Origin of the sequence: Pseudomonas sp. WS 5503 (assembly GCF_012985385.1) — a bacterium.
Classification (GTDB): domain Bacteria; phylum Pseudomonadota; class Gammaproteobacteria; order Pseudomonadales; family Pseudomonadaceae; genus Aquipseudomonas; species Aquipseudomonas paracarnis.
Map to the genome: position 1 here is coordinate 1 of NZ_JAAQWI010000003.1, position 25,349 is coordinate 25,349.

At 60.1% G+C, this 25,349-nt stretch carries 12 protein-coding genes; 11 read left to right on the forward strand and 1 reads right to left on the reverse strand.

Annotated features, from left to right (window positions below):
• Positions 1 to 9,670 (reverse strand): retention module-containing protein (locus HBO10_RS09215; RefSeq protein ID WP_169921970.1); only part of this gene is annotated, 9,670 nt, incomplete at its 3' end.
• 339 nt (positions 9,671 to 10,009) lie between these two features.
• On the opposite strand from HBO10_RS09215, the gene HBO10_RS09220 reads away from it, so the two are divergent.
• From HBO10_RS09220 to HBO10_RS09270, 11 genes are all read left to right on the forward strand, one after another.
• On the forward strand, positions 10,010 to 11,365 hold the full coding sequence (locus HBO10_RS09220) for a TolC family outer membrane protein (protein ID WP_034125411.1): 1,356 nt from the start codon (positions 10,010 to 10,012) through the stop codon (positions 11,363 to 11,365).
• A gap of 41 nt (positions 11,366 to 11,406) precedes the next feature.
• On the forward strand, positions 11,407 to 13,563 hold the full coding sequence (locus HBO10_RS09225; RefSeq protein ID WP_034125412.1) for a type I secretion system permease/ATPase: 2,157 nt from the start codon (positions 11,407 to 11,409) through the stop codon (positions 13,561 to 13,563).
• Positions 13,553 to 14,917 (forward strand): HlyD family type I secretion periplasmic adaptor subunit, encoded by a 1,365-nt coding sequence (locus HBO10_RS09230; RefSeq protein WP_014716369.1) that lies wholly within the window; start codon positions 13,553 to 13,555, stop codon positions 14,915 to 14,917. The genes HBO10_RS09225 and HBO10_RS09230 overlap by 11 nt, the downstream gene beginning before the upstream one ends.
• 213 nt (positions 14,918 to 15,130) lie before the next feature.
• The gene (locus HBO10_RS09235; protein ID WP_152612693.1) at positions 15,131 to 16,003 is read left to right on the forward strand and encodes a TauD/TfdA family dioxygenase; all 873 of its coding nucleotides are present in this window, start codon (positions 15,131 to 15,133) and stop codon (positions 16,001 to 16,003) included.
• Positions 16,004 to 16,063: 60 nt separating this feature from the next.
• Positions 16,064 to 16,984 carry a LysR family transcriptional regulator gene (locus tag HBO10_RS09240; protein WP_034125414.1) on the forward strand — a complete coding sequence of 307 codons (921 nt, stop codon included), beginning with the start codon at positions 16,064 to 16,066 and terminating at the stop codon, positions 16,982 to 16,984.
• Positions 16,985 to 17,211: 227 nt separating this feature from the next.
• Positions 17,212 to 18,747, forward strand: coding sequence for an MFS transporter (locus tag HBO10_RS09245; protein ID WP_034125415.1), 1,536 nt, complete (start codon positions 17,212 to 17,214; stop codon positions 18,745 to 18,747).
• Positions 18,748 to 18,762: 15 nt separating this feature from the next.
• Complete coding sequence (locus tag HBO10_RS09250; protein WP_034125416.1) at positions 18,763 to 19,821, forward strand: HlyD family secretion protein; 1,059 nt, start codon at positions 18,763 to 18,765, stop codon at positions 19,819 to 19,821.
• Positions 19,818 to 21,263, forward strand: a complete 1,446-nt coding sequence (locus HBO10_RS09255) for an efflux transporter outer membrane subunit (protein WP_034125417.1) — start codon at positions 19,818 to 19,820, stop codon at positions 21,261 to 21,263. The genes HBO10_RS09250 and HBO10_RS09255 overlap by 4 nt, the downstream gene beginning before the upstream one ends.
• Positions 21,264 to 21,337: 74 nt before the next feature.
• Positions 21,338 to 21,847 carry a sigma-70 family RNA polymerase sigma factor gene (locus tag HBO10_RS09260; protein WP_019819531.1) on the forward strand — a complete coding sequence of 170 codons (510 nt, stop codon included), beginning with the start codon at positions 21,338 to 21,340 and terminating at the stop codon, positions 21,845 to 21,847.
• Positions 21,844 to 22,794: a FecR domain-containing protein gene (locus HBO10_RS09265; RefSeq protein WP_034125418.1), complete on the forward strand. Its 951-nt coding sequence runs from the start codon at positions 21,844 to 21,846 to the stop codon at positions 22,792 to 22,794. Before HBO10_RS09260 ends, HBO10_RS09265 begins: the two co-directional genes overlap by 4 nt.
• A 92-nt stretch (positions 22,795 to 22,886) precedes the next feature.
• Positions 22,887 to 25,340 carry a TonB-dependent siderophore receptor gene (locus HBO10_RS09270; protein ID WP_034125419.1) on the forward strand — a complete coding sequence of 818 codons (2,454 nt, stop codon included), beginning with the start codon at positions 22,887 to 22,889 and terminating at the stop codon, positions 25,338 to 25,340.
• The last annotated feature ends 9 nt before the right edge of the window (positions 25,341 to 25,349 follow it).

Below are 25,349 nucleotides of genomic sequence, written 5' to 3' on the forward strand. Positions count from 1 at the left end.
CAGTGCCCGCTTTGTTGGACAGCGTGGCGGTGTACGTGATCTGGCCACCTTCGTTAACAGCACTTGGCGCAGTCAAGGTGACAGTCGTGGTGTTGTCGGTACCCGGTGTATCGGTAACGGTCGTGTTAACTGGGGTAGTACCTGGAACCAGATTTTCAAAGTGCTCGCCGCCGGTCACGCCTTTGATAGCGGTGGTGACGGTTTGATCGCCTTTATAGACATCATCAGGAGCAAGAACCGAAACGCTACCGCTAGTCTGGTTTACGCCGATGGTGATGGTCTGGCCATTATCCAAGGTGACGGTCAACGGATTGGTGATGTTAGTCACCGCTGCGCCGTTTTTATCCACAAGGCTGGCGGTGTAGACGATATTGCCGCCTTCGCCGACGGTGGTAGTGGCCGTCAGGACGACGTCGACTTTGTCGATGGTGTCGTTGATCGTAGTGGTCGCACCATCGCCCGCAACTTCCAATTTCTCGAAATTGCCGCCAGAGGTCTCAGTGATCTTGACCGTCTGCGTGCTCTTGTCAATGAACACGTCATCGGTAGGCGCGGGTACGGTTACGGTGCCAACAGTTTCGCTAGCCTTGATGGTGATCGACGAGCCGTTATCTAGCTTCAGGGTGACGTCAGTGCCAGCCTTGTTGCTCAAGGTCGCGGTGTAGGTGATCTGACCACCTTCGCTCGCCTCGGTCGGAGCCGTCAGTGTCACGGTAGTGGTGTTGTCGGTACCCGGTGTATCAGTCACAGTTGTAGTGACGTTATCTGTACCTGGGACCAGGTTTTCAAAATGCTCGCCGCCAGTCACGCCTTTGATAGCCGTGGTGACGGTTTGGTCGCCCTTATACACATCATCAGGAGCAATAACCGAAACGCTACCGCTCGATTGGTTTACGCCGATGGTGATGGTTTTGCCGTTATCGAGGGTGACGGTCAACGGGTTGGTGATGTTAGTCACCGGCGCACCGTTTTTATCCACAAGGCTGGCGGTGTAAACGATGTTGCCGCCTTCGCCAACGGTGGTGGTGGCCGTCAGGACCACATCAACTTTGTCGATGGTGTCGTTGATCGTGGTCGTTGCGCCGTCGCCTGCCACTTCGAGTTTTTCGAAATTGCCGCCGGTGGTCTCGGCGATCTTAACGGTCTGGGTGCTCTTATCGATAAACACGTCATCGGTAGGCGCAGGGACAGTCACGGTGCCAACAGTTTCGCCAGCCTTGATGGTGATCGACGAGCCGTTATCCAGCTTCAGGGTGACGTCAGTGCCAGCCTTGTTGCTCAAGGTCGCGGTGTAGGTAATCTGACCACCTTCGTTAACCGCACTTGGCGCAGTCAGGGTGACAGTCGTTGTGTTGTCGGTACCGGGGGTATCGGTGACAGTGGTGTTCACTGCCGTAGTGCCAGGGACCAGGTTTTCGAAGTGCTCGCCGCCGGTCACGCTTTTGATAGCGGTGGTGACGGTTTGATCGCCTTTATAGACATCATCAGGAGCAAGAACCGAAACGCTACCGCTAGTCTGGTTTACGCCGATGGTGATGGTCTGGCCATTATCCAAGGTGACGGTCAACGGGTTGGTGATGTTAGTCACCGGCGCACCGTTTTTATCCACAAGGCTGGCGGTGTAAACGATGTTGCCGCCTTCGCCAACGGTGGTGGTGGCCGTCAGGACCACATCAACTTTGTCGATGGTGTCGTTGATCGTGGTCGTTGCGCCGTCGCCTGCCACTTCGAGTTTTTCGAAATTGCCGCCGGTGGTCTCGGCGATCTTAACGGTCTGGGTGCTCTTATCGATAAACACGTCATCGGTAGGCGCAGGGACAGTCACGGTGCCAACAGTTTCGCCAGCCTTGATGGTGATCGACGAGCCGTTATCCAGCTTCAGGGTGACGTCAGTGCCAGCCTTGTTGCTCAAGGTCGCGGTGTAGGTAATCTGACCACCTTCGTTAACCGCACTTGGCGCAGTCAGGGTGACAGTCGTTGTGTTGTCGGTACCGGGGGTATCGGTGACAGTGGTGTTCACTGCCGTAGTGCCAGGGACCAGGTTTTCGAAGTGCTCGCCGCCAGTCACGCTTTTGATAGCCGTGGTGACGGTTTGGTCGCCCTTATACACATCATCAGGAGCAATAACCGAAACGCTACCGCTCGATTGGTTTACGCCGATGGTGATGGTCTGGCCATTATCCAAGGTGACGGTCAACGGATTGGTGATGTTAGTCACCGGCGCACCGTTTTTATCCACAAGGCTAGCGGTGTAGACGATGTTGCCGCCTTCACCAACGGTGGTGGTGGCCGTCAGGACCACATCAACTTTGTCGATGGTGTCGTTGATCGTGGTGGTCGCGCCGTTACCTGCAACTTCCAGTTTTTCGAAGTTGCCGCCGGAAGCGTCGGTGATCTTGACGGTCTGAGTGCTCTTATCGATGAACACGTCATCGGTCGGCGCGGGCACGGTTACGGTGCCAACCGTGTCGCCAGCCTTGATGGTGATCGAAGAGCCGTTATCCAGCTTCAAGATGACGTCAGTACCGGCCTTGTTGCTCAAGGTCGCGGTGTACGTAATCTGACCACCTTCGTTTGCCTCAGCCGGAGCCGTCAACGTAACGGTGGTGGTGTTATCGGTGCCAGGGTTATCGGTGACAGTAGTGTTCACTGCCGTCGTGCCAGGGACCAGGTTTTCGAAGTGCTCGCCGCCGGTCACGCTTTTGATGGCGGTAGTGACAGTTTGGTCGCCTTTGTACACATCATCCGGCGCGATGGTGGTGATAGAGCCACTCGACTGATTCACACCAATGGTAATGGTCTTGCCGTTATCGAGGGTGACGGTCAGCGGATTGGTGATGTTAGTCACCGGTGCGCCGTTTTTATCCACAAGGCTGGCGGTGTAGACGATGTTGCCGCCTTCACCAACGGTGGCGGTAGCGGTCAGAATCACATCAACTTTGTCGATCGTGTCGTTGATCGTGGTCGTTGCGCCGCTGCCTGCAACTTCCAGTTTTTCGAAGTTGCCGCCGGTGGTTTCGGTGATCTTGACCGTCTGCGTGCTCTTGTCGATGAACACGTCATCGGTAGGCGCAGGGACAGTCACGGTGCCAACCGTGTCGCCAGCCTTGATGGTGATCGAAGAGCCGTTATCCAACTTCAGCGTGACGTCGGTACCGGCCTTATTGCTCAAGGTCGCGGTATAGGTGATCTGGCCACCCTCATTCGCTTCGGTCGGAGCTGTCAGCGTTACGGTAGTGGTGTTATCGGTGCCCGGTGTATCAGTAACGGTGGTGTTAACCGGGGTAGTACCTGGAACCAGATTTTCAAAGTGCTCGCCGCCGGTCACGCCTTTGATGGCGGTAGTGACGGTCTGGTCGCCTTTGTACACGTCATCCGGCGCGATGGTGGTGATAGAACCGCTCGACTGGTTTACGCCAATAGTGATGGTCTTGCCGTTATCCAGGGTCACGGTCAGCGGATTGGTGATGTTGGTCACCGGTGCGCCGTTTTTATCCACAAGGCTGGCGGTGTAGACGATATTGCCGCCTTCGCCGACGGTGGTAGTAGCGGTCAGGACCACATCTACCTTGTCGATGGTGTCATTGATGGTGGTGGTTGCGCCGTCGCCTGCCACTTCGAGTTTTTCGAAATTGCCGCCGGTGGTTTCGGTGATCTTGACCGTCTGCGTGCTCTTGTCGATGAACACGTCATCGGTAGGCGCAGGGACAGTCACGGTGCCAACAGTGTCGCCAGCCTTGATCATGATCGACGAGCCGTTATCCAGCTTCAGGGTGACGTCAGTGCCAGCCTTGTTGCTCAAGGTCGCGGTATAGGTAATCTGACCACCTTCGCTCGCCTCGGTCGGAGCCGTCAGTGTCACGGTAGTGGTGTTATCGGTACCCGGTGTATCAGTCACAGTTGTAGTGACGTTATCTGTACCTGGGACCAGGTTTTCAAAATGCTCGCCGCCAGTCACGCCTTTGATAGCCGTGGTGACGGTTTGGTCGCCCTTATACACATCATCAGGAGCAATAACCGAAACGCTACCGCTCGATTGGTTTACGCCGATGGTGATGGTTTTGCCGTTATCGAGGGTGACGGTCAACGGGTTGGTGATGTTAGTCACCGGCGCGCCGTTCTTATCCACAAGGCTAGCGGTGTAGACGATATTGCCGCCTTCACCAACAGTGGTAGTGGCGGTCAGAACTACATCAACCTTGTCGATGGTGTCGTTGATCGTAGTGGTCGCGCCGCTGCCTGCCACTTCGAGCTTTTCGAAGTTGCCACCACTGGTTTCGGTGATCTTGACGGTCTGGGTGCTCTTATCGATGAACACGTCATCGGTAGGGGCGGGCACGGTCACAGTGCCAACAGTGTCGCCGGCCTTGATGGTGATGCTTGAACCGTTGTCGAGTTTCAGTGTTACGTCAGTGCCCGCTTTGTTGGAAAGCGTGGCGGTGTACGTAATCTGTCCACCTTCGTTAACAGCGTTAGGCGCTGTCAGCGTCACAGTAGTGATGTTGTCTGTACCTGGTGTATCAGTAACGGTGGTGTTAACCGGGGTAGTACCTGGAGCCAGATTTTCGAAGTGCTCGCCGCCGGTCACGCCTTTGATAGCAGTGGTAACGGTCTGGTCGCCTTTGTACACATCATCAGGAGCTAGAACCGAAACGCTACCGCTCGATTGGTTTACGCCAATAGTGATGGTCTGGCCGTTATCCAAAGTCACAGTCAGCGGATTGTTGATGTTGGTCACCGGCGCGCCGTTTTTATCCACAAGGCTGGCGGTGTAGACGATGTTGCCGCCTTCGCCGACAGTGGTAGTGGCCGTCAGAACTACATCGACCTTGTCGATGGTGTCGTTGATCGTGGTGGTTGCGCCGTTGCCTGCGACTTCTAACTTCTCGAAGTTGCCGCCAGTGGTCTCGGTTATCTTGACGGTCTGCGTGCTCTTGTCGATGAACACGTCATCGGTAGGGGCGGGCACGGTGACGGTCCCAACAGTTTCGCCAGCCTTGATGGTGATCGACGAGCCGTTGTCCAACTTCAGCGTGACGTCAGTGCCCGCTTTGTTGGAAAGCGTGGCGGTGTACGTAATCTGCCCACCCTCATTCGCCTCGGTGGGAGCTGTCAGCGTTACGGTCGTGGTGTTATCGGTGCCCGGTGTATCAGTAACGGTGGTGTTAACCGGGGTAGTACCTGGAACCAGATTTTCGAAGTGCTCGCCGCCGGTCACGCCTTTGATGGCGGTGGTGACGGTTTGGTCGCCCTTGTACACATCATCAGGAGCAACAACCGAAACGCTACCGCTCGATTGGTTTACGCCGATGGTGATGGTTTTACCGTTGTCCAAGGTAACGGTCAGCGGGTTGGTGATGTTGGTCACCGGCGCGCCGTTCTTATCCACAAGGCTGGCGGTATAGACGATATTGCCGCCTTCACCAATGGTGGTGGTGGCGGTCAGGACCACATCGACTTTGTCGATGGTGTCGTTGATCGTGGTGGTTGCGCCGTTGCCTGCGACTTCTAACTTCTCGAAGTTGCCGCCAGTGGTCTCGGTGATCTTGACGGTCTGCGTGCTCTTGTCGATGAACACGTCATCGGTAGGCGCAGGGACAGTGACGGTGCCTACGGTTTCGCCAGCCTTGATGGTGATGCTTGAGCCGTTGTCGAGTTTCAGCGTGACGTCGGTGCCGGCCTTGTTGCTCAAGGTCGCGGTGTACGTGATCTGGCCACCTTCGTTAACTGCATTTGGCGCAGTCAGGATGACAGTCGTTGTGTTGTCGGTACCGGGGGTGTCGGTGACAGTGGTGTTCACTGCCGTCGTGCCAGGGACCAAGTTTTCAAAGTGCTCGCCACCAGTGACGCCTTTGATAGCGGTAGTGACGGTCTGGTCGCCTTTATAAACGTCATCCGGCGCGATAGTGGTGACAGAGCCACTCGACTGGTTCACACCGATGGTGATTGTCTTGCCGTTATCCAAGGTCACGGTCAGCGGGTTGGTGATGTTAGTCACCGGTGCGCCGTTTTTATCCACAAGGCTGGCGGTGTAGACGATATTGCCGCCTTCACCGACGGTGGTGGTGGCGGTCAGGACCACATCGACTTTGTCGATGGTGTCGTTGATCGTGGTGGTCGCGCCGTTGCCTGCGACTTCTAACTTCTCGAAGTTGCCGCCAGTGGTCTCGGTGATCTTGACGGTCTGCGTGCTCTTGTCGATGAACACGTCATCGGTAGGCGCAGGGACAGTGACGGTGCCTACGGTTTCGCCAGCCTTGATGGTGATGCTTGAGCCGTTGTCGAGTTTCAGCGTGACGTCGGTGCCGGCCTTGTTGCTCAAGGTCGCGGTGTACGTGATCTGGCCACCTTCGTTAACTGCATTTGGCGCAGTCAGGATGACAGTCGTTGTGTTGTCGGTACCGGGGGTGTCGGTGACAGTGGTGTTCACTGCCGTCGTGCCAGGGACCAAGTTTTCAAAGTGCTCGCCACCAGTGACGCCTTTGATAGCGGTAGTGACGGTCTGGTCGCCTTTATAAACGTCATCCGGCGCGATAGTGGTGACAGAGCCACTCGACTGGTTCACACCGATGGTGATTGTCTTGCCGTTATCCAAGGTCACGGTCAGCGGGTTGGTGATGTTAGTCACCGGTGCGCCGTTTTTATCCACAAGGCTGGCGGTGTAGACGATGTTGCCGCCTTCGCCGACAGTGGTAGTGGCCGTCAGAACTACATCGACCTTGTCGATGGTGTCGTTGATCGTGGTGGTCGAGCCGTTGCCTGCCACTTCGAGTTTTTCGAAGTTGCCGCCAGTGGCCTCGGTGATCTGAACGGTCTGCGTGCTCTTGTCGATGAACACGTCATCGGTAGGCGCAGGGACGGTCACGGTGCCAACGGTTTCGCCAGCTTTGATGGTGATGCTTGAGCCGTTATCCAACTTCAGCGTGACGTCAGTGCCCGCTTTGTTGGAAAGCGTGGCGGTGTAAGTGATCTCGCCACCCTCATTCGCCTCGGTCGGAGCCGTCAGTGTCACGGTAGTGGTGTTATCGGTGCCCGGTGTATCGGTAACGGTCGTGTTAACTGGGGTAGTACCTGGAACCAGATTTTCAAAATGCTCGCCGCCGGTCACACCCTTGATAGCAGCGGTGACGGTCTGATCGCCTTTATAAATATCGTCTGGCGCCACGGTGGTAACGGTGCCGCTGGATTGGTTAACACCGATAGTAATGGTCTGACCGTTATCCAAAGTGACGGTCAACGGGTTAGTGATGTTAGTCACCGGCGCGCCGTTTTTATCCACAAGGCTAGCGGTGTAGACGATGTTGCCGCCTTCGCCAACGGTGGTGGTAGCGGTCAGAACCACATCAACTTTGTCGATGGTGTCGTTGATCGTGGTGGTCGCGCCGCTGCCTGCAACTTCCAGTTTTTCGAAGTTGCCGCCGGTGGTTTCGGTGATCTTGACCGTTTGGGTGCTTTTGTCGATGAACACGTCATCGATAGGGGCGGGCACGGTCACGGTGCCAACGGTTTCGCCAGCTTTGATGGTGATCGACGAACCGTTATCCAACTTCAACGTGACATCAGTGCCCGCTTTATTGGAAAGCGTGGCGGTATACGTCACCTGACCACCTTCGTTCGCCTCGGTTGGGGCTGTCAGCGTCACAGTGGTGGTGTCGATCGAATCGGTAATGGTGGTAACCGCTGGCGTGGTGCTCGGCACCAGGCTCTCGAAATTGCCGCCAGTCGCGCCCGTAATCGTCGTACTGACGGTGCTGCCGTTGACGTAGACGTCATTAGCTGGCGTATCAACGACAACGCTGCCTGTCGACTCACCGGCCTTGATGGTGATCACCGAGCCATTGCTCAAGGTGACATTCACAGGCGTCTGCGCCGGGTTGGTCAAGGTGGCGGTGTAGGTGATCTGACCGCCTTCGGTCACGGTCGAACCAGCGGTCAGGGTGACCGTGGTGGTGTCGATCGAATCGGTAATGGTGGTGACCGCTGGCGTTGTATTCGGTACCAGGTTCTCGAAGTTACCGCCCGTTGCGCCCGTGATGGTGGTGCTGACGGTAGAGCCATTGTTGTAAACGTCGTTGGCCGGCGTATCAACGACAACGCTGCCTGTCGACTCACCCGCTTTAATGGTGATCACCGAGCCATTGCTCAAGGTGACATTCACAGGCGTCTGCGCCGGGTTGGTCAAGGTGGCGGTGTAGGTGATCTGGCCGCCTTCGGTCACGGTCGAACCCGCGGTCAGGGTGACCGTGGTGGTGTCGATCGAATCGGTAATGGTGGTGACCGCTGGCGTTGTATTCGGTACCAGGTTCTCGAAGTTACCGCCCGTTGCGCCCGTGATGGTGGTGCTGACGGTAGAGCCATTGTTGTAAACGTCGTTGGCCGGCGTATCAACGACAACGCTGCCTGTCGACTCACCCGCTTTAATGGTGATCACCGAGCCATTGCTCAAGGTGACATTCACAGGCATCTGCGCCGGGTTGGTCAAGGTGGCGGTGTAGGTGATCTGGCCGCCTTCGGTCACGGTCGAACCCGCGGTCAGGGTGACCGTGGTGGTGTCGATCGAATCGGTAATGGTGGTAACCGCTGGCGTGGTATTCGGTACCAGGTTCTCGAAGTTACCGCCCGTTGCGCCCGTGATCGTGGTGCTGACCGTCGAACCATTGTTGTAGACGTCGTTGACCGGTGTATCGACCACAACGGTACCCGTCGATTCGCCCGCCTTGATGGTGATCACCGAGCCATTGCTCAAGGTGACATTCACCGGCGTCTGCGCCGGGTTGGTCAAGGTGGCGGTGTAGGTGATCTGGCCGCCTTCGGTCACGGTCGAACCAGCCGTTAGAGTGACCGTGGTGGTGTCGATGGTGTCGGTGATCTGCGTCACGGCCGGGTTAGGGTCGATGGTCAATACCAGGTTGCCGCCACCGGTGGTGCCCGTAACGCCCACGCTGATCTGGCTCGGATCGTTGTACGGGGTGTCGTTGGGAGCCAGGGGTACGTTGACCGTACCGGTCAGTTGGCCTGACGGGATGGTAATCACCGCGCCATTGGATAAGGTGACGGTAAGGTCGCTGCTGGATGGCCGCGTCACGGTCGCGGTGTAGGTCAGCACACCACCGGCTTCGGTGATGGTGGGGGTTGCGCTCAGGGACAGGGTCGAAGGCTGCAGCACCAGGTTGCCCGCGTCAGCGGAGCCTGGGGCACCGGTCAGCGCGTTGAGAGCCGAAGTGCCCTGACCAAGCGTACCGGTGGGGAAGCCGATGGTCGGATCGACACGGCCGGCGGTCGCGTCCAGCACCACGAAGCTGTGGCCACCCCCGGCTGCGCCGTTACCGGCAGCGTTTGCGCCGGCGGCGGTGGCTTCCAGGTCGGTGGTCGGGTCGGCGCCAGCGGCGATGGCTTGTTGCAGCTCGGCAACCGATGGCGCGGCTTGCTCGCTGGCAGCGGCGAGGTCGAGGCTGGAGTCCGGCAGGTCGGCGCTCCACTGGGTGTCACGGCCCAGGTCCAGAATGCGACCGTCGGCCAGCTCCAGGCTCACGGCGCCCGACATACCGGTGTCGATCTGGTCGCCCGCGAACAAGCGATCACCTTCAACGAGGACGCGCCGAGCACCTTCCGGAGAAATAACGAAAACTTGACCAACAATGCTTTTGACGATGGCAACAACACTGCTCATTAAAATTTTCTCCGGCGATCCGTTTCGACAAATTCCATTTCGCAGCGCGCTATTAGGGCTGCCAATTGGGAGGGCGTAGTCTATATATGCATTGACGTCAAATAATTGGCTAGATTTTTTAGCTATCTAGTTAGTGCCAAACTATTGACCTTAGGGCCGCCATCCTAAACAATCGGCCCCGTAATGTCACATTGATATTTATGCGGCGAACCGTCCTACATGTGTGTGAAGCAGTTCCGCTTTTTGAACTTTCCGACGTACGGTCATTACGGTAGCCATTATCCGACGCAGCGGTGCCAATCGCTGTGATTTGAGACAAGAAGTCCTAGGGAATTTTAAATGCGTCTGCACCTGTTCAAGGCAATACCGTTCGTTCTCGCCGCCAGTTTCGTACAAGCCCAGACACTGCCCCAAGCCATGCAACAGGCATTGGATGTACACCCGGAAATCCAGGCAGGTGTTAACAGCCGCATCGCTGCCGATTACCAATTGCGCGCCGCACAAGGCGGCTACTTGCCGCGTGTCGACCTGAACGCCGGTTACGGCCGCCAAGGAACCGACAACGCCACCACCCGCGCCAACAACCCTGGCGGCAATCACTGGGACACGCTCAACCGCGGTGAATCCAGCCTGCGCCTGCAGCAAATGATTTTTGACGGTTTCGCCACCTCCAGCGAAGTCGGGCGTCAACAAGCCAACGTTAATTCCCGCGCTTACTCTTTGCTCGGGACTTCCGAGCGCACCGCGCTGACCGTTGCCCAGGTTTACCTGGAAGTATTGACCCGTCGTGAGTTCGTACGCCTGGCCGAAGATAACCTGCGCAACCACGAACGCATCTACGACCAGATCAAGTTGCGCACCGAGCGCGGCGTCGGCAACGGTGCCGACCAGGACCAGGCCGAAGCGCGCCTGGCCCAGGCCCGTAATAACTTGATCACCGAGCAGACCAACCTGGCCGATGCGCAGGTCAACTACCTCAGCGCCGTCGGCCAGATGCCCGACGAACTCGAGCGTCCGGCCCCATTCATGGCCATGCTGCCGGCAGACCTGAATGAAGCGCGTCGCCAGATGCTCGACAACAGCCCGATCCTGCGTTCGGCCGAGTCGGATATCTCTGCCGCCGAGAAGCAGTACGACGCCGCCAAGTCCAACTTCTATCCGCGTTTTGACGCTGAATTGGGTACCAACGCCGACAACAACGTCTCCGGTGATCCCAACCACAGCAATGGTTGGGAAGCCATGGTGCGCATGCGCTTCAACCTGTTCGCCGGTGGTAGCAACAAGGCCGACCTGCAATCGAAGTCCTACCAGGCCAACCAGGCGCTGGACATCCGTAACAATGCCTTGCGCCAACTCAATGAAGAACTAGGCTTGGCCTGGAACGCCCTGAACAACGCCAATGCGCAATTGCCGGTCGCCCAGCAGTACGTGGATCACAGCACCCGCGTACGCACGTCCTACCAGCAACAGTTCAGCCTTGGTCAACGTACGCTGTTGGATTTGCTCGACAGCGAAAATGAATTGTTCACCGCTTCCCGCCGCCTGGAAGAAATCAAGAACATTCAGTTATTTACTCAGTACCGAATCAAGGCGACCATGGGCGAATTGCTCAAGAGCCAGGGAGTGGTTGCACCAATGGCCTCCGTCGTGCAGAACGACGTGAAACCTAAAGTCCAACTGCCTGGGATGAATTGAGCCACCCCAATAGCCCCATCTGTTAGTCGAGAGTGCCCCGCGTGGAACCTGAAGTCAGTCGAGTTCATCTCAGTCATGATCCACGCGCACTGCACGACGACCCGTTACTCGACGGGTTGTTGGCGCTCTGCGCCCTGCATCAAAAACCGGCCAGTGCGGCCATGCTCACCACCGGCCTGCCGCTGCCTTCGCAACGCTTGAGTGCCGAACTGCTACCGCGTGCCGCTGCGCGGGCCGGGTTGCAAGGCCGGCTGCTGCAACGCAAGTTGGAACAGATCCCGACCATTGCACTGCCGGCGCTGCTGTTGCTCAAGGACGGTCGCAGTACCGTGCTGGTGGGCTGGGAGGGCGAAGATGAAGCGCGGATCCTGCTCAGCGAAAGCGACGGCGGTGAAGTGCTGATCAAGCGCGAAGCACTGGCCGACGACTACATCGGCAAAGTCTTCTTTGCACAGCCGCAGCACAAGTTCGACGTCAACCACGGCAGCCTGATTCCGCGGGCGCGCTCGTGGTTCCGTGACACCCTCATGCGTTCACGCTGGCTCTACACCGACGCCATCGCCGCCAGCTTCCTGATCAACATCATCGCCATGGCCGCGCCGCTGTTCGTGATGAACGTGTACGACCGCGTTGTGCCGAACCAGGCCACCGCCACCCTGTGGGTGCTGGCCGTGGGCATCTGCGGTGCCTACCTGTTCGACCTGATCCTCAAAAGCCTGCGCAGCCTGTGCCTGGACCTGGCCGGTAAAAAGACCGACCTGATCATCTCGGCCACGCTGTTCGAGCGCATCGTCGGCATGTCCATGAAATACCGCCCGGCGCGGGTCGGCAGCTTCGCGCAGAACATCCATGAGTTTCAAAGCCTGCGCGACTTCCTCGCGTCGCTGACCCTCACCAGCCTTATCGACTTGCCGTTTACGCTGCTGATCTTCCTGGTCATCGCCATTCTCGGCGGGCACCTGGTGTGGATCCCGGTGCTGGCGTTCCCACTGGCCCTGGGCATCGGCTACGCCTTGCAAAAGCCCCTGGTCGCAACCATGGAACGCACGATGGCGCTGGCCGCCGAGCGCCAGTCGAGCCTGATCGAAACCCTCGCCGGGCTCGATGCGGTCAAGGTCAACAATGCCGAGAGCGAGCGTCAGTACGGCTGGGAACAGACCATCGGCACCCTGAGCCGGCTTGAGCTGCGGGTGAAGTTGCTGTCGGGCCTGTCGATGAACATGACCCTGCTGATCCAGCAACTGGCCGGCGTGATCATGATCGTGTTCGGCGTGTACCAGATCATCGACGGCAACCTCAGCATGGGCGGCCTGATTGCCTGCTACATGCTCAGTGGTCGCGCCTTGAGCCCGCTGGCCTCGCTGTCGGGCCTGCTGACGCGCTATCAGCAAGCCAAGGTCACCATGACCTCGGTGGACCAGATGATGGAGCTGCCCCAGGAGCGCAACTTCGAAGAGCGCCCCATGAGCCGGCGCACCCTGCAAGGCGCCATCGAGTGCCGGGGCCTGAACTTCACTTACCCGAACCAGCAGAACCTGGCGCTGAAAAACATCAACCTGGTGATCAAGCCAGGGGAAAAAATCGGCATCATCGGCCGCAGCGGCTCGGGCAAAAGCTCCCTGGCCAAGCTGATCGTCGGCCTTTACCAACCCGACTCCGGCTCCTTGCTGGTGGACGGCGTGGACGTGCGCCAGATCGACGTGAGCGAACTGCGCCACAACATCGGCTATGTCGCCCAAGACATTCAATTGCTGGCCGGCACCCTGCGCGACAACCTGGTCAGCGGTGCGCGCTACGTCGAGGATGAAATGGTCCTGCAAGCCGCCGAACTGGCTGGCGTGCACGAATTTGCCCGCCTGCATCCCCAAGGCTACGAGCTGCAAGTCGGCGAGCGTGGGCAGAACCTGTCCGGCGGCCAGCGCCAGAACGTTGCACTGGCCCGTGCGCTGCTGCTCAACCCGCCCATGCTGCTGCTGGACGAACCCACCAGCGCCATGGACAACACCGGTGAAGAACGCTTGAAGCAACGCCTGCAAGCCGTGGTGCAAAACAAAACCGTGGTGCTGGTCACGCACCGAGCCTCACTGCTCTCCCTGGTTGATCGCCTGCTGGTGGTCGACCGTGGGCAGATTCTCGCGGACGGCCCGAAAGCCGTGGTCATGGAAGCGTTGAAGAAGGGGCAGATCAGTGTTGCTTAACTCCATCAAGAGTGCGGTCGGCCGCTACTTCAAAGGCTCCGATTCGCTGCAGGGCCAGCCGCTGCCCGAGGTCAACAAGGCGCTGATCGAAGATGCGCCACGGGTCATCCGCCTGACCATCTGGGCAATCATCGCGTTCTTTGTATTTCTGGTGGTGTGGGCCGGTTTCTCCCAGATCGACGAAGTGACCCGTGGCGACGGCAAGGCGATTCCGTCGTCCAAGCTGCAGAAAATCCAGAACCTTGAAGGCGGCATCGTCGCCGAGCTGTACGTCAAGGAAGGCCAGATCGTAGAGGCTGGCGCGCCGTTGATTCGTCTCGACGACACGCGGTTTGTCTCCAACGCCGGGGAAACCGAAGCCCTGCGCCTAGCCATGCAACTGCGTGTCGAGCGTTTGAGCGCCCAGGTGGATGACCGCCCGCTGAACATCCCTGACGAGGTGCTCAAGGCCGCGCCGAGCCAGGCCGCCAACGAGCGCTCCTTGTATGAAAGCCGCCGCCAGCAGTTGAAAGACGAAGTCGGCGGCTTGCAGGAACAACTCGTGCAACGCCAACAGGAACTGCGCGAGTTCACCTCCAAGCAGGGCCAATACCGCAGCCAGTTGTCCCTGCAACGCCAGGAAATCAACATGTCCGAGCCTCTAGTGGCCCAGGGCGCGGTGTCGCCGGTAGAAGTGCTGCGCCTCAAGCGCGCCGAAATGGAAACCCGCGGGCAGTTGGACGCAACCACCCTGGCGATCCCGCGTGCTGAATCGGCGATCAAGGAAGTGCAACGCAAGATCGATGAAACCCGCGGCAAATTCCGCAGCGAAGCCCTGACCCAACTCAACGAAGCCCGTACTGAACTGAACAAGGCCGAGTCCACCGGCCGCGCGCTGGAAGACCGGGTCAGCCGCACCCTGGTCACCTCGCCAGTGCGCGGGATCGTCAAGCAGTTGCTGGTCAACACCGTTGGGGGTGTGATCCAGCCGGGCAGCGATATGGTTGAAATCGTGCCGCTGGACGACACCCTGCTGGTAGAAGCCAAGATCCGCCCGCAAGACATCGCCTTCCTGCACCCAGGGCAGGAAGCGGTGGTCAAGTTCACCGCTTACGACTACACGGTCTACGGTGGCCTGAAGGCCAAGCTCGAACGCATCGGCGCCGACACCATCACGGATGAAGACAAGAAGACCACCTACTACATGATCACTCTGCGCACCGACCGCAGCCACTTGGGCACCGATGAGAAGCCGCTGCTGATCATCCCCGGCATGGTTGCTTCGGTGGATATCATCACCGGCAAGAAAAGCATCCTAAGCTACCTGCTCAAGCCGATCATCAAGGCGCGGGCCGAGGCGTTGCACGAGCGTTGATCTTCAGCGCCTGTCCGACCTCATCGCAGGCAAGCCAGCTCCCACATTTGAATGTGTTCACCAATCAGAATGTGGGAGGGGGCTTGCCCCCGGTGAGCCGTCAGCATCACGCTACAGCTCAAACCAAACGCCATATCCATATGCGCTAACGGTATTTAAGCTTCCATCCTTATGCCTATAAATTCACTCCCCTGTCCGCCGGGAATGAATCAAATGTCTGCCACCACCGCCCTCCAAACCTTCGACATCCACCCCTTCCCCGGCAGTGTCGGCGCCGAGATCATCGGCCTGGACTTGTCCCGCCCAGTCAACGAGCAGGACTTCGCCCGCATCCATCGCGCACACTTGGACTACCACGTCATCGTGTTCCGCGACCAACGCATCACCCCCGAACAACAGATCGCCTTCAGCCGCCGTTTCGGCGTGTTGCAGATCCATGTGCTCAAGCAGTTCCTGTTGGCCAACCACCCCGAGATCCTGATCGTTTCCAACATCATCGAGAACGGCCAATCCATCGGCCTGGGGGATGCAGGCAAGTTCTGGCATTCGGACCTGTCATACAAAGAACTGCCCAGCCTGGGTTCGATGCTGCATGCCCAGGAACTGCCATCTGAAGGCGGCGACACTCTGTTCGCCGATATGCACAAAGCCTGGGAGCACTTGCCAGGTCACCTGCGCAACGCGGTCGAAGGCCGCAGCGCCGCGCATTCCTACACGGCGCGCTACAGCGAGACCAAATTCGAAGGCAACTGGCGCCCAACCCTTACCCCCGAACAGCTCGCCCAGGTTGCCGAAGTGGTGCACCCCGTTGTGCGCACCCACTCGGAAAACGGCCGTAAGGCGCTGTTCGTCAGCGAGGGCTTCACCACCCGTATCGTCGGCCTGCCCGATGACGAAAGCCGTGACCTGCTGGCCCAGCTCTACGCCCACAGCGTGCTGCCGGAAAACATCTACCGCCATCAGTGGCAGCCCCACGACCTGGTGTTCTGGGACAACCGCTCGCTGATCCACCTGGCCGCCGGGTGCCCAAGCCATCTGCGGCGCAAGTTGTACCGCACCACCATTCAGGGTGATGCGCCTTTCTAACGCGATAAAGCCTGCTAGGATTGCGCCCAGTTCACTCCCAACCGATTACGAGTGCTTGGCATGCAACTACCGGACATGAACCTGCTGGTCGCCCTCGACGCGTTGCTCGACGAGGGCAGTGTGGTGGGCGCCGCGCGGCGGATGAACCTTAGCCCGGCCGCCATGAGCCGCACCCTCACGCGTATCCGTGAAGCGGTCGGTGACCCTATCCTGGTGCGTGCCGGCCGTGGCCTGGTGCCGACGCCCAAGGCGCTCGAGCTGCAAGGCCAGGTGCGCAATGTGGTGGAGCAGGCTGCGTTGCTGTTCCGTTCGGCGGACCAAGTCGATTTGAGCACCTTGCGCCGCCGCTTCAGCGTGCGCGCCAATGACTTTTTCATCGGCGTGTATGGCGGGCGACTGTTCGACACCATGGAGCGTGTGGCGCCGTTGTGTGAGCTGCGCTTTGTGCCCGAAGGCGACACTGACGATGAAGCCCTGCGGGAAGGGCGGTTGGACTTGCGGGTGAGCAACACCATGCCTGCCAGCCCGGAAGTGAAGGTGCAAAACCTGTTCTCCACCACCTTTGTCGGCCTGGCACGACAAGACCACCCGCTGTTCGACGAAGAAATCACGGCGGCACGCTTTGCCAGCTACTCCCACATCAGCATCTCCCGGCGCGGCATCGCCCGTGGGCCCATCGATACGGCGTTGAATGCCCAAGGCCTGGAGCGCCGTGTGGCCATGATCGCCCCAGGCTTTCACGGTGCGATGTTCATGCTGCCCGATTCCGACCTGCTGCTGCCGGTGCCCAAGGAAGCCCTCCTGAGCGCCAAGCGTCTGAACTTGCCACTGCGTGCATTTGCCTTGCCGATTCCACTGCCAACCCTGGTCCTGGCCCAATCCTGGCACCCACGTTTCGACAAAGACCCGGCGCACAAATGGCTGCGTGAAACCATGCGCGAAAGCTGTCATGCCACCTGGCTAGAAGCCCAGCCGGTATAAAGCGAACGCGGATGAATGTGGGAGCTGGCTTGCCTGCGAAGGCGGCGTGTCAGTCACTGAATCTCTTACTGAACTGGCGCTATCGCAGGCAAGCCAGCTCCCACAGGGTTCAGTGTTGATGTTCAAAGTTGCGCCTGGCGCACTTATAACCTGCCAACAAGTAACTTTTTGTCATGAGAGTGCCTGATTAAACTGCTCGGGTATTTCTCATTCCGAGTTACCTGTTCATGACGTCCCTCGCTGCCCCCGTCCTCCAGGCCGCAGCCAAACCTACGGCCCCGAGCCCACCCGTGTTCGGCCCGCGCATCATCATCGGCTTGCTCGGCGTGTTGCTGGCGGTGCTGGTCTCCGGTCTCAACGAGATGGTCACCAAGGTTGCTCTCGCCGATATCCGTGGCGCGCTGTACATCGGCTTTGATGAAGGCACGTGGTTGGTCGCCGCCTATACCGCCACCTCCGTGGCAGCCATGGCCTTCGCGCCGTGGTGTTCGGTGACGTTTTCCCTGCGTCGCTTCACCCTGTGCGCTATCGGTTTGTTCACCGTGCTGGGCATCCTTTGCCCGTTTGCGCCGAACTACGAAAGCCTGCTGCTGCTGCGTACCGTGCAAGGCCTGGCCGGTGGCGCGCTGCCGCCGATGCTGATGACCGTGGCGCTGCGTTTTTTGCCGGCCAACGTCAAGTTGTACGGGTTGGCCGGTTACGCACTGACCGCCACCTTCGGGCCCAGCCTGGGCACGCCGCTGGCGGCGTTGTGGACCGAATACGTCGGCTGGCAGTGGGCGTTCTGGCAGATCGTCGCGCCGTGCCTGCTGGCCATGGCGGCCGTGGCCTACGGTTTGCCACAAGACCCGCTGCGCCTGGAGCGCTTCAAGCAGTTCAACTGGCGTGGCCTGCTATTGGGCTTTCCGGCGATTTGCATGCTGGTGATCGGCTTGTTGCAGGGCAATCGCCTGGACTGGTTCGAATCGGGCCTGATTACCTTCCTGCTGTGTGGCGGCACAGTGTTGCTGGTGCTGTTCATGCTCAACGAATGGTCACAGCCGCTGCCCTTCTTCAACCTGCAGATGCTCGGCCTGCGCAACCTGGCCTTCGCCCTGATCGTGCTGGCCGGCGTGCTGATGGTGCTGACCTCGGTGATCATCATCCCGTCGAGTTTCCTCGCCCAGGTCCAGGGTTACCGGCCGCTGCAAACTGCGCCGGTGATGCTGCTGATGGCGCTGCCACAGTTGATTGCGCTGCCGCTGGTGGCGGCGCTGTGCAACCTGCGCTGGGTCGATTGCCGCTGGGTGCTGGGCATTGGCCTGAGCATGTTGGTGCTGTGCTGCATCGGCAGTTCTCACCTGACTTCGGCGTGGATTCGTGACGACTTTTACGGCTGGTACCTGCTGCAGATTTTCGGTCAGCCGATGGCCGTGTTGCCTCTGCTGATGCTGTCCACCGGCAGTATCCAGCCCATCGAAGGGCCGTTTGCCTCGGCCTGGTTCAATACCGTCAAAGGCCTGGCTGCTGTGATCGCCACCGCGGTGCTGGATACATTGACCACCCAGCGCGGGCATTTCCATTCAACCATGTTGGTGGACCGCCTGGGCAATTCGCCCTTGGCCGACGCTGACGCGCCGGGCCTCGCCCACCGCTTGCACGAGCAGACCGTGGTGCTGACCTCTTCGGATCTTTACGTCGTCATGGCCGGTGTCGCGGTGGCGTTGATCCTGCTGATTTTCTGGATGCCCACGCGGATCTATCCGCCTCGCGCTCCGGCCTGACCTCAAGGACTTTCCATGAAACGCAAAGACAAAATTGCCGTCTCCGTTATTGCTGTATTTGCCGTCGGCGTGCTGGTTTACCTGATTGCGCCGGGCGTACTGGGCAGCAAGCACCAGACCACCAACGACGCCTTCGTCGCCGCCGACTTCACCCTGGTTGCGCCGCGGGTGGCGGGTTTCATCAAGGAAGTACTGGTAGAGGACAACCAGCGCGTCAAGGCCGGCCAACTGTTGGCGCTGATCGACGACCGCGACTTTCGAGCCGCCGCCCAGGCCGCCGATGCCGATACCCTGGTCGCCCAAGCCCAATTGAAAAACGCTGGCGCGACCCTGGAGCGCCAGAGCTCGGTGATCGCCCAGGCCCAGGCCACGGTGGCAGCGGATCGTGCCGAAGTGGCCTTTGCCGAACACGAACTGAACCGCTACAACCACCTCGCTGGCGTCGGTGCGGGCACCGTGCAGAACGCCCAGCAAGCCAAGACCCGCATCGACCAGGCTACCGCGCGCCTGGCCAAATCCACCGCAGTGCTGGCCGCCGAACGCAAGCAGGTGGAGATCCTCACCGCACAGCGTGACGCTGCCGAAGGTGGGCTCAAGCGCGCCCAGGCAGCGCTTGAAATGGCCAGTTATCAGCTGTCCTACACACGTATTGTCGCGCCGGTCGATGGCATGGTCGGTGAGCGTGCGGTGCGGGTCGGCGCCTATGTGACGCCGGGCAGCAAGATCCTCGCGGTCGTGCCGCTGGCCGAGGCCTATGTGGTGGCCAACTTCCAGGAGACGCAACTGTCGCATATGCACGCGGGGCAAGCGGTGCAAGTCAGCGTCGACAGCCTTGACGGCGAACTGCTCAAAGGCCATCTGGAAAGCCTGGCGCCTGCCACCGGGGTGACCTTCGCCTCGGTCAAGCCCGACAACGCCACCGGCAACTTCACCAAGGTGGTGCAGCGTATTCCGGTGAAGATCGTCCTGGAACCGAACCAGCCACTGACCGAGCGTTTGCGCGTCGGCATGTCGGTGGAAGCGAGCGTCGACACCCGGCCGGTCGCGCAACAGCGTGAGGTGGCCCAGCAATGAAACACGTTGCCTGGCTCACCTTGAGCCTGATCAGCCTGAGTGCCTGCACGGTCGGTCCCGACTTCCAGCGGCCCGAGAGCCCGAAGATCAATCAATGGAGCGAACCTCAGGGCCGACAAGCTGCCAGCCGTGCCGTCAGCGATCCCTTGCAGGAGCGCTGGTGGGACGTGTTCCACGACGCGCAGCTCTCAGCCCTGACACGCCGCGCCCTCAGCGATAACCTCGACCTGAAGTTGGCCAGCAGCCGCCTGCAACAGAGCCGCGCTATCCGCCAGGTGACCACGGCCGAGCGCTACCCCAACGTTGATGTCGGCGGCGCTTACCAGCGTAAGCGCAACAGCGGCAAAGGCTTGAACGACCCTTCCGGCGAGAACGGCGGCTCTGCTTTCAACCAATGGGACATGGGCTTTTCGGCCGCCTGGGAGCTGGACTTCTGGGGCCGGGTCAAGCGCGAAACCGAAGCCGCCGACGCCACCCTGGAAGTCGCCGAAAACGACCGTCGCGCCGTGTTGTTGTCGGTACTGGCCGAGACCGCCCAGGACTACATCCAACTGCGCGGCGTACAAAATACCCGCGCCGTGACCGAGCAAAACCTCGACGTCGCTCGCCACAGCCTCAAGCTCTCGCAATTGCGTCTGGCCGACGGCGTCGCGACCGACCTGGACGTGGCCGAAGCCGCCGCTCAAGTCGCGGCTATCGAGGCGCGCCTGCCGGATTTACAACAGCGCCAGGACCAGTTGATCAACGCCCTGAGCCTGCTGATGGGCGAGCCGCCTCAGGCCCTGCACGCGCAGCTGTCCAAGGATGCACCTGTGCCGCAAACCCAGCGCCAGGTGGCGATCGGCCTACCATCGGAGCTGGCTGAACGGCGCCCAGACATCCGTCAGGCAGAAGCTCGCTTGCACGCTGCCACTGCCAGCATCGGCGTGGCCAAGGGCGACTTTTACCCACGCATCACCCTGTCCGGCAGCCTGGGTTCCCAAGCCATGCAGCTCTCGGATTTTGGTTCCTGGGGTTCCCGCGCCTTTGCCTTCGGCCCACAATTGAGCCTACCGCTGTTCAACGGCGGGCGCCTGCAAGGCATGGTGGATTTACGCGAAGCCCAGCAACAGGAAGCGGCCCTGGCCTACCAGCAAACCGTGCTGCGTGCCTGGCATGAAATCGACGACCAACTGACCCGCTACAACGCCAGCCAACTGCGCCGCGACAGCCTCGCGGAAGCTGTGCGCCAGAACCAAATTGCGCTGACCACCGCCCAACACCAGTACGTCGAAGGCGTGGCGGATTTCGTCAACGTACTCACCGTGCAGAGCGCGTTGTTGGCGACCCAGGAGCAGTGGGTAGAGAGCTCCACCGGCGTGTCATTGGCCATGGTCGGGCTGTACAAAGCGTTGGGAGGAGGGTGGGAGTCGGTGTACCCGTTGCAGACCGCTGGGCGCTGAGCAACAAAGAGTTTTTGTCAGTCGCCAAATAAGATGTAATGATAATTGCTCTCAATAACACTTCTGAGCTTTTCATGGGCATCGCGACTGACGGCCAGCAACAGCTTCACATCCTGTACCGCGACCATCACGGCTGGCTGCAAGGCTGGTTGCGCAAGCGCCTGGGCGACCGCGAACAGGCCGCCGATGTGGCGCAGGACACCTTCCTGCGCCTGCTGGTGGCCGGGCGTTTCCCGGGTGACAAAGAAAGCCGCAGCTACTTGGCGCAGATCGCCCGCAACCTGGTGATCGACCAATGGCGCCGCCTGCGCATTGAGCGTGCTTACTTGGAAAGCATCGCGCACCTGCCCGAGCCCGAGTCGCCGTCCCTGGAAACCCGCGCCCTGATCCTCGAAACTCTGATGCAGATCGACGCCATGCTCGACCGCATGCCCGACAATGTACGCCGTGCGTTTTTGCTGTCGCAGTTCGAAGGCTTGAGCTATGCGCAAATCGCCGAACGCCTGGGCGTCACCGTCAGCTCCGTGCAGAAGTACATGACCCGCGCCATCGTCGCCTGCTACCAGGTGGTGTACGAAGAATGAAGCACGACGCGCCCATCGCCCCTGCGATTGTCGAGCAAGCCAGCGAGTGGTTGATGCTGCAATGGGGCGGCGAGCTCAAGGGCGAGCAGCGCCAGGCGTTTGCCCGCTGGCAGGCCGCTGACCCGGAACACCGCCGCGCCTGGCAGCGCTTGCAGCAGCTGCAACACACCCTGGGCGGCGTACCTGCCGACAGCGCTCGCGCAGTATTGCGCGACACCCCGGATACCCAACGCCGGGCCGCGCTCAAACTGCTCGGCCTGCTGTTGGTGGCCGGTGGCAGCGGCTACCTGGTGCAACGCAGTGAAACCTGGCAAGCGGCCTTTGCAGGGCTGCGTACCGCCACGGGCGAAATTCGCCATATGACCTTGAGCGACGGCACGCAACTGGACCTTAACAGTGACAGCGCCGTAGACCTGCGTTTCAGTGCTACCGAGCGGCGTATTCGGCTGATCCGAGGCGAGGTCCTGCTGACCAGCGGCCACGACGCCTCGCGCCCGTTGATCGTCGAAACGCCAGCCGGTGATGTGCAGGCGTTGGGCACGCGCTTTGCGGTGCGTGAACTGCCCGACGGCAGCCGCGTGGATTTGTACGAAGGTCGCCTGCGGGTCACGCCGTTGCAGGGTACGCCGGTGCATATGCAGGCAGGGGACAGCCTGTGGTTCAACGCGCGTCAAAGCACCGCGTTGCCGGCAGTGAGCGCCAATGCCGGCAGTTGGACCGAGCACCGTCTGGTTGCCGAGCGCCAGCCGTTGGGTGAGTTCGTGGCGCAACTGAGCCGCTACCGCCCGGGCCTGTTGCGCTGTGATCAGGCGGTGTCGAAGCTGCTGTTGACCGGCGTGTTCCCGCTGAACGACACCGACGCGATCCTGGCGGCCTTGGAGCGTTCATTGCCCGTGCACGTGCAGGCGGTGACCCGTTACTGGGTAACGATCAAGGCGCGGGTCTGAAAATACTTTGTACAGGGCTTGTCGGTTTCTGCGGCCCGTTCGGGATACCTCTTGAAAGCCAATCAAGAAGCGTTCTCACGGGGAGTCCTGCCATGTCGCACCACCCAATCCAACCTTTGGCCCGCGCGCTGCGTCGTGGCCTGTTTGCCGGCCTGCTGGCAACGGCGCCTGTACTGCCGAGCATGGTTCAAGCCGAAGAAAGCACCGAAGCGCTGCGCAGCTATGACATTCCCGCGGGCAGCCTCGACCAGGCGTTGAACCGTTTCGCCAGTGCCTCAGGCATCTTGCTGTCGGTTGACGCATCGCTCACCGACGGCAAGCGCAGCGCCGGCTTGAAAGGGCGTTACGGCGTAGGTTCGGGGTTGCAGCGCTTGCTGGCGGGCAGCGGTTTGGCGGCGGTGCAATCCCAGGGCGGTTGGTCGTTGCAGGCCCTTTCCGGCGACGGAGCCTTGCAGTTGGGCGCGACCCAGATAAGTGGCCGGCAGGAGCAGGAAAGCGCCTGGGGCCCGGTGGACGGTATTGTCGCCAAGCGCAGCGCCTCGGGCAGCAAGACCGACTCGGCGCTGGTGGAAATTCCCCAGACGATCAACGTGATCACCGCCGCCGAGATCAAGGCACGTGGCGCCCAGAGTGTCACCCAGGCGTTGCTCTACACCCCAGGTATGAGCGCGGGTGGTTTTGCCGACCGAGTCAAATTGTTCGATGAGCCGACGTCACGCGGCTTCTCGCCCACGCCGCTGTACCTGGACGGTCTGCACCTGCCTTATGGCGGAGGCAGCACCGGGGGCGCGTTGCAGATCGAACCGTATTCCCTGGAACGCATCGAAGTGCTCAAAGGCCCGGCGTCCGTGCTTTACGGCCAGAACCAGCCGGGCGGTATCGTCAATATGGTCAGCAAGCGCCCCAGCGAAACGCCGATACACCAAGTGGTACTGGAAGCCGGCACCTACGAACACAAAAGCGCGGCCATCGACCTGAGCGGCCCGTTGGACGAGGAGGGGCAGTTTCTCTACCGCCTGACTGGCCTGGCGAATGACGCGCAAGACGAAATCAACTACGTCGAAAACAAGCGCCAGTTCATCGCCCCCAGCCTCACCTGGCGCCCCAACGACGACACCAGCCTGACCCTGTTCGCCCAGTACCAGAAAGATAAAGGCGTGCCCGAAGCCCAAGGCCTGCCGGCGTCCGGCACGCTGTGGGACAACCCCAACGGCAAGATCAAGCGCGATGTGTTTATCGGCGAGCCGGGCGTCAACCAGTACAACCGCGAGCAATACGTGCTGGGTTACGAAGTTTCCCATCGCCTCAACGACATCTGGACCCTTAAGCAAAACGCCCGTTACGCCGAGGTCGACGACCGCTACACCGCGCCCTTGCACGGCTACCGCTTTGTCGCCAACCCCAATACCGGCGTGCAGGACCAACGCTACCTGCAACGCTTCGGCGTGGACTGGTCGCAGACCAACAAAGTGTTCGGCGTGGACAGCATCGCCCAGGCTGAATTCGACACGGGCGCACTGTCCCACACCTTCATCGTTGGCCTGGACTACTACCATTCCAACTCGCAGTTCCATGGCCTGTATGACCGCAACCCGCCGATCATCGACCTGTTCAAACCGGTGTACGGCCAGCCCTTGAACTTCGGCCAACCGTACCGCTGGGACCGCACCATTACCCAGACCGGCCTGTATCTGCAGGACCAGATCAAGCTGGATAAATGGGTGCTGGTACTCGGTGGCCGCTATGACTGGGCGAATGTGGTGAACAAGGAGCCGATACAGGACACCCGCTTTGCCAGCAAAGACCAGGCATTCACCGGCCGTGCGGGCCTGGTGTACCTGTTCGATAACGGCGTATCGCCCTTCGTCAGTTATTCGGAATCCTTCTTGCCGCTGGCCGGCACTGATGCGAACCGAAAACCCTTCGAACCCTCCACCGGCAAACAATACGAAGTCGGCGTGAAGTTCCAGCCACCGGGCCAGAAGAGCTTCATCCAGGCCTCGGTGTACAAACTGGATCAGGAAAACGTGCTGACCACCAACCCGGTGGACACCACCTTCAGCACCCAAAGCGGCGCCCTGCGCTCGCGGGGTGTTGAGCTGGAAGCCAAGGCCGTCTTGAGCGACGCCTGGGAAGTGGTCGCCTCGGCTGCGCGCAATGACGTCAAATACACCAAGGACAACGATGGCCGCCAAGGTCGCCACCCGGCCGGCATCTCCCCACTCACCGCCTCGATGTGGGTCAACTACACCGTGCTCGGCGACACGCCCTTGGCAGGGTTGGGCGCGGGCTTGGGCGTGCGTTATGCCCGTCAAAGCCTGGGCGACGACTACGAAGGCGCTTTTAATGTGCCGTCCTACAGCGTCTACGATGCAAGCCTGAGCTACGACCTGGGCGCCTCGCCGCTCAAGCTCAAGGGCGTGAAACTGGCGATGAACGTGCAGAACCTCAGCAACAAGACCTACGTCTCGCAGTGCACCAGTGATTTGGATTGCTACTACGGGGAAGGACGCACGGTGGTGTCGAGCCTGACGTACGATTGGTAACTTAGCGTT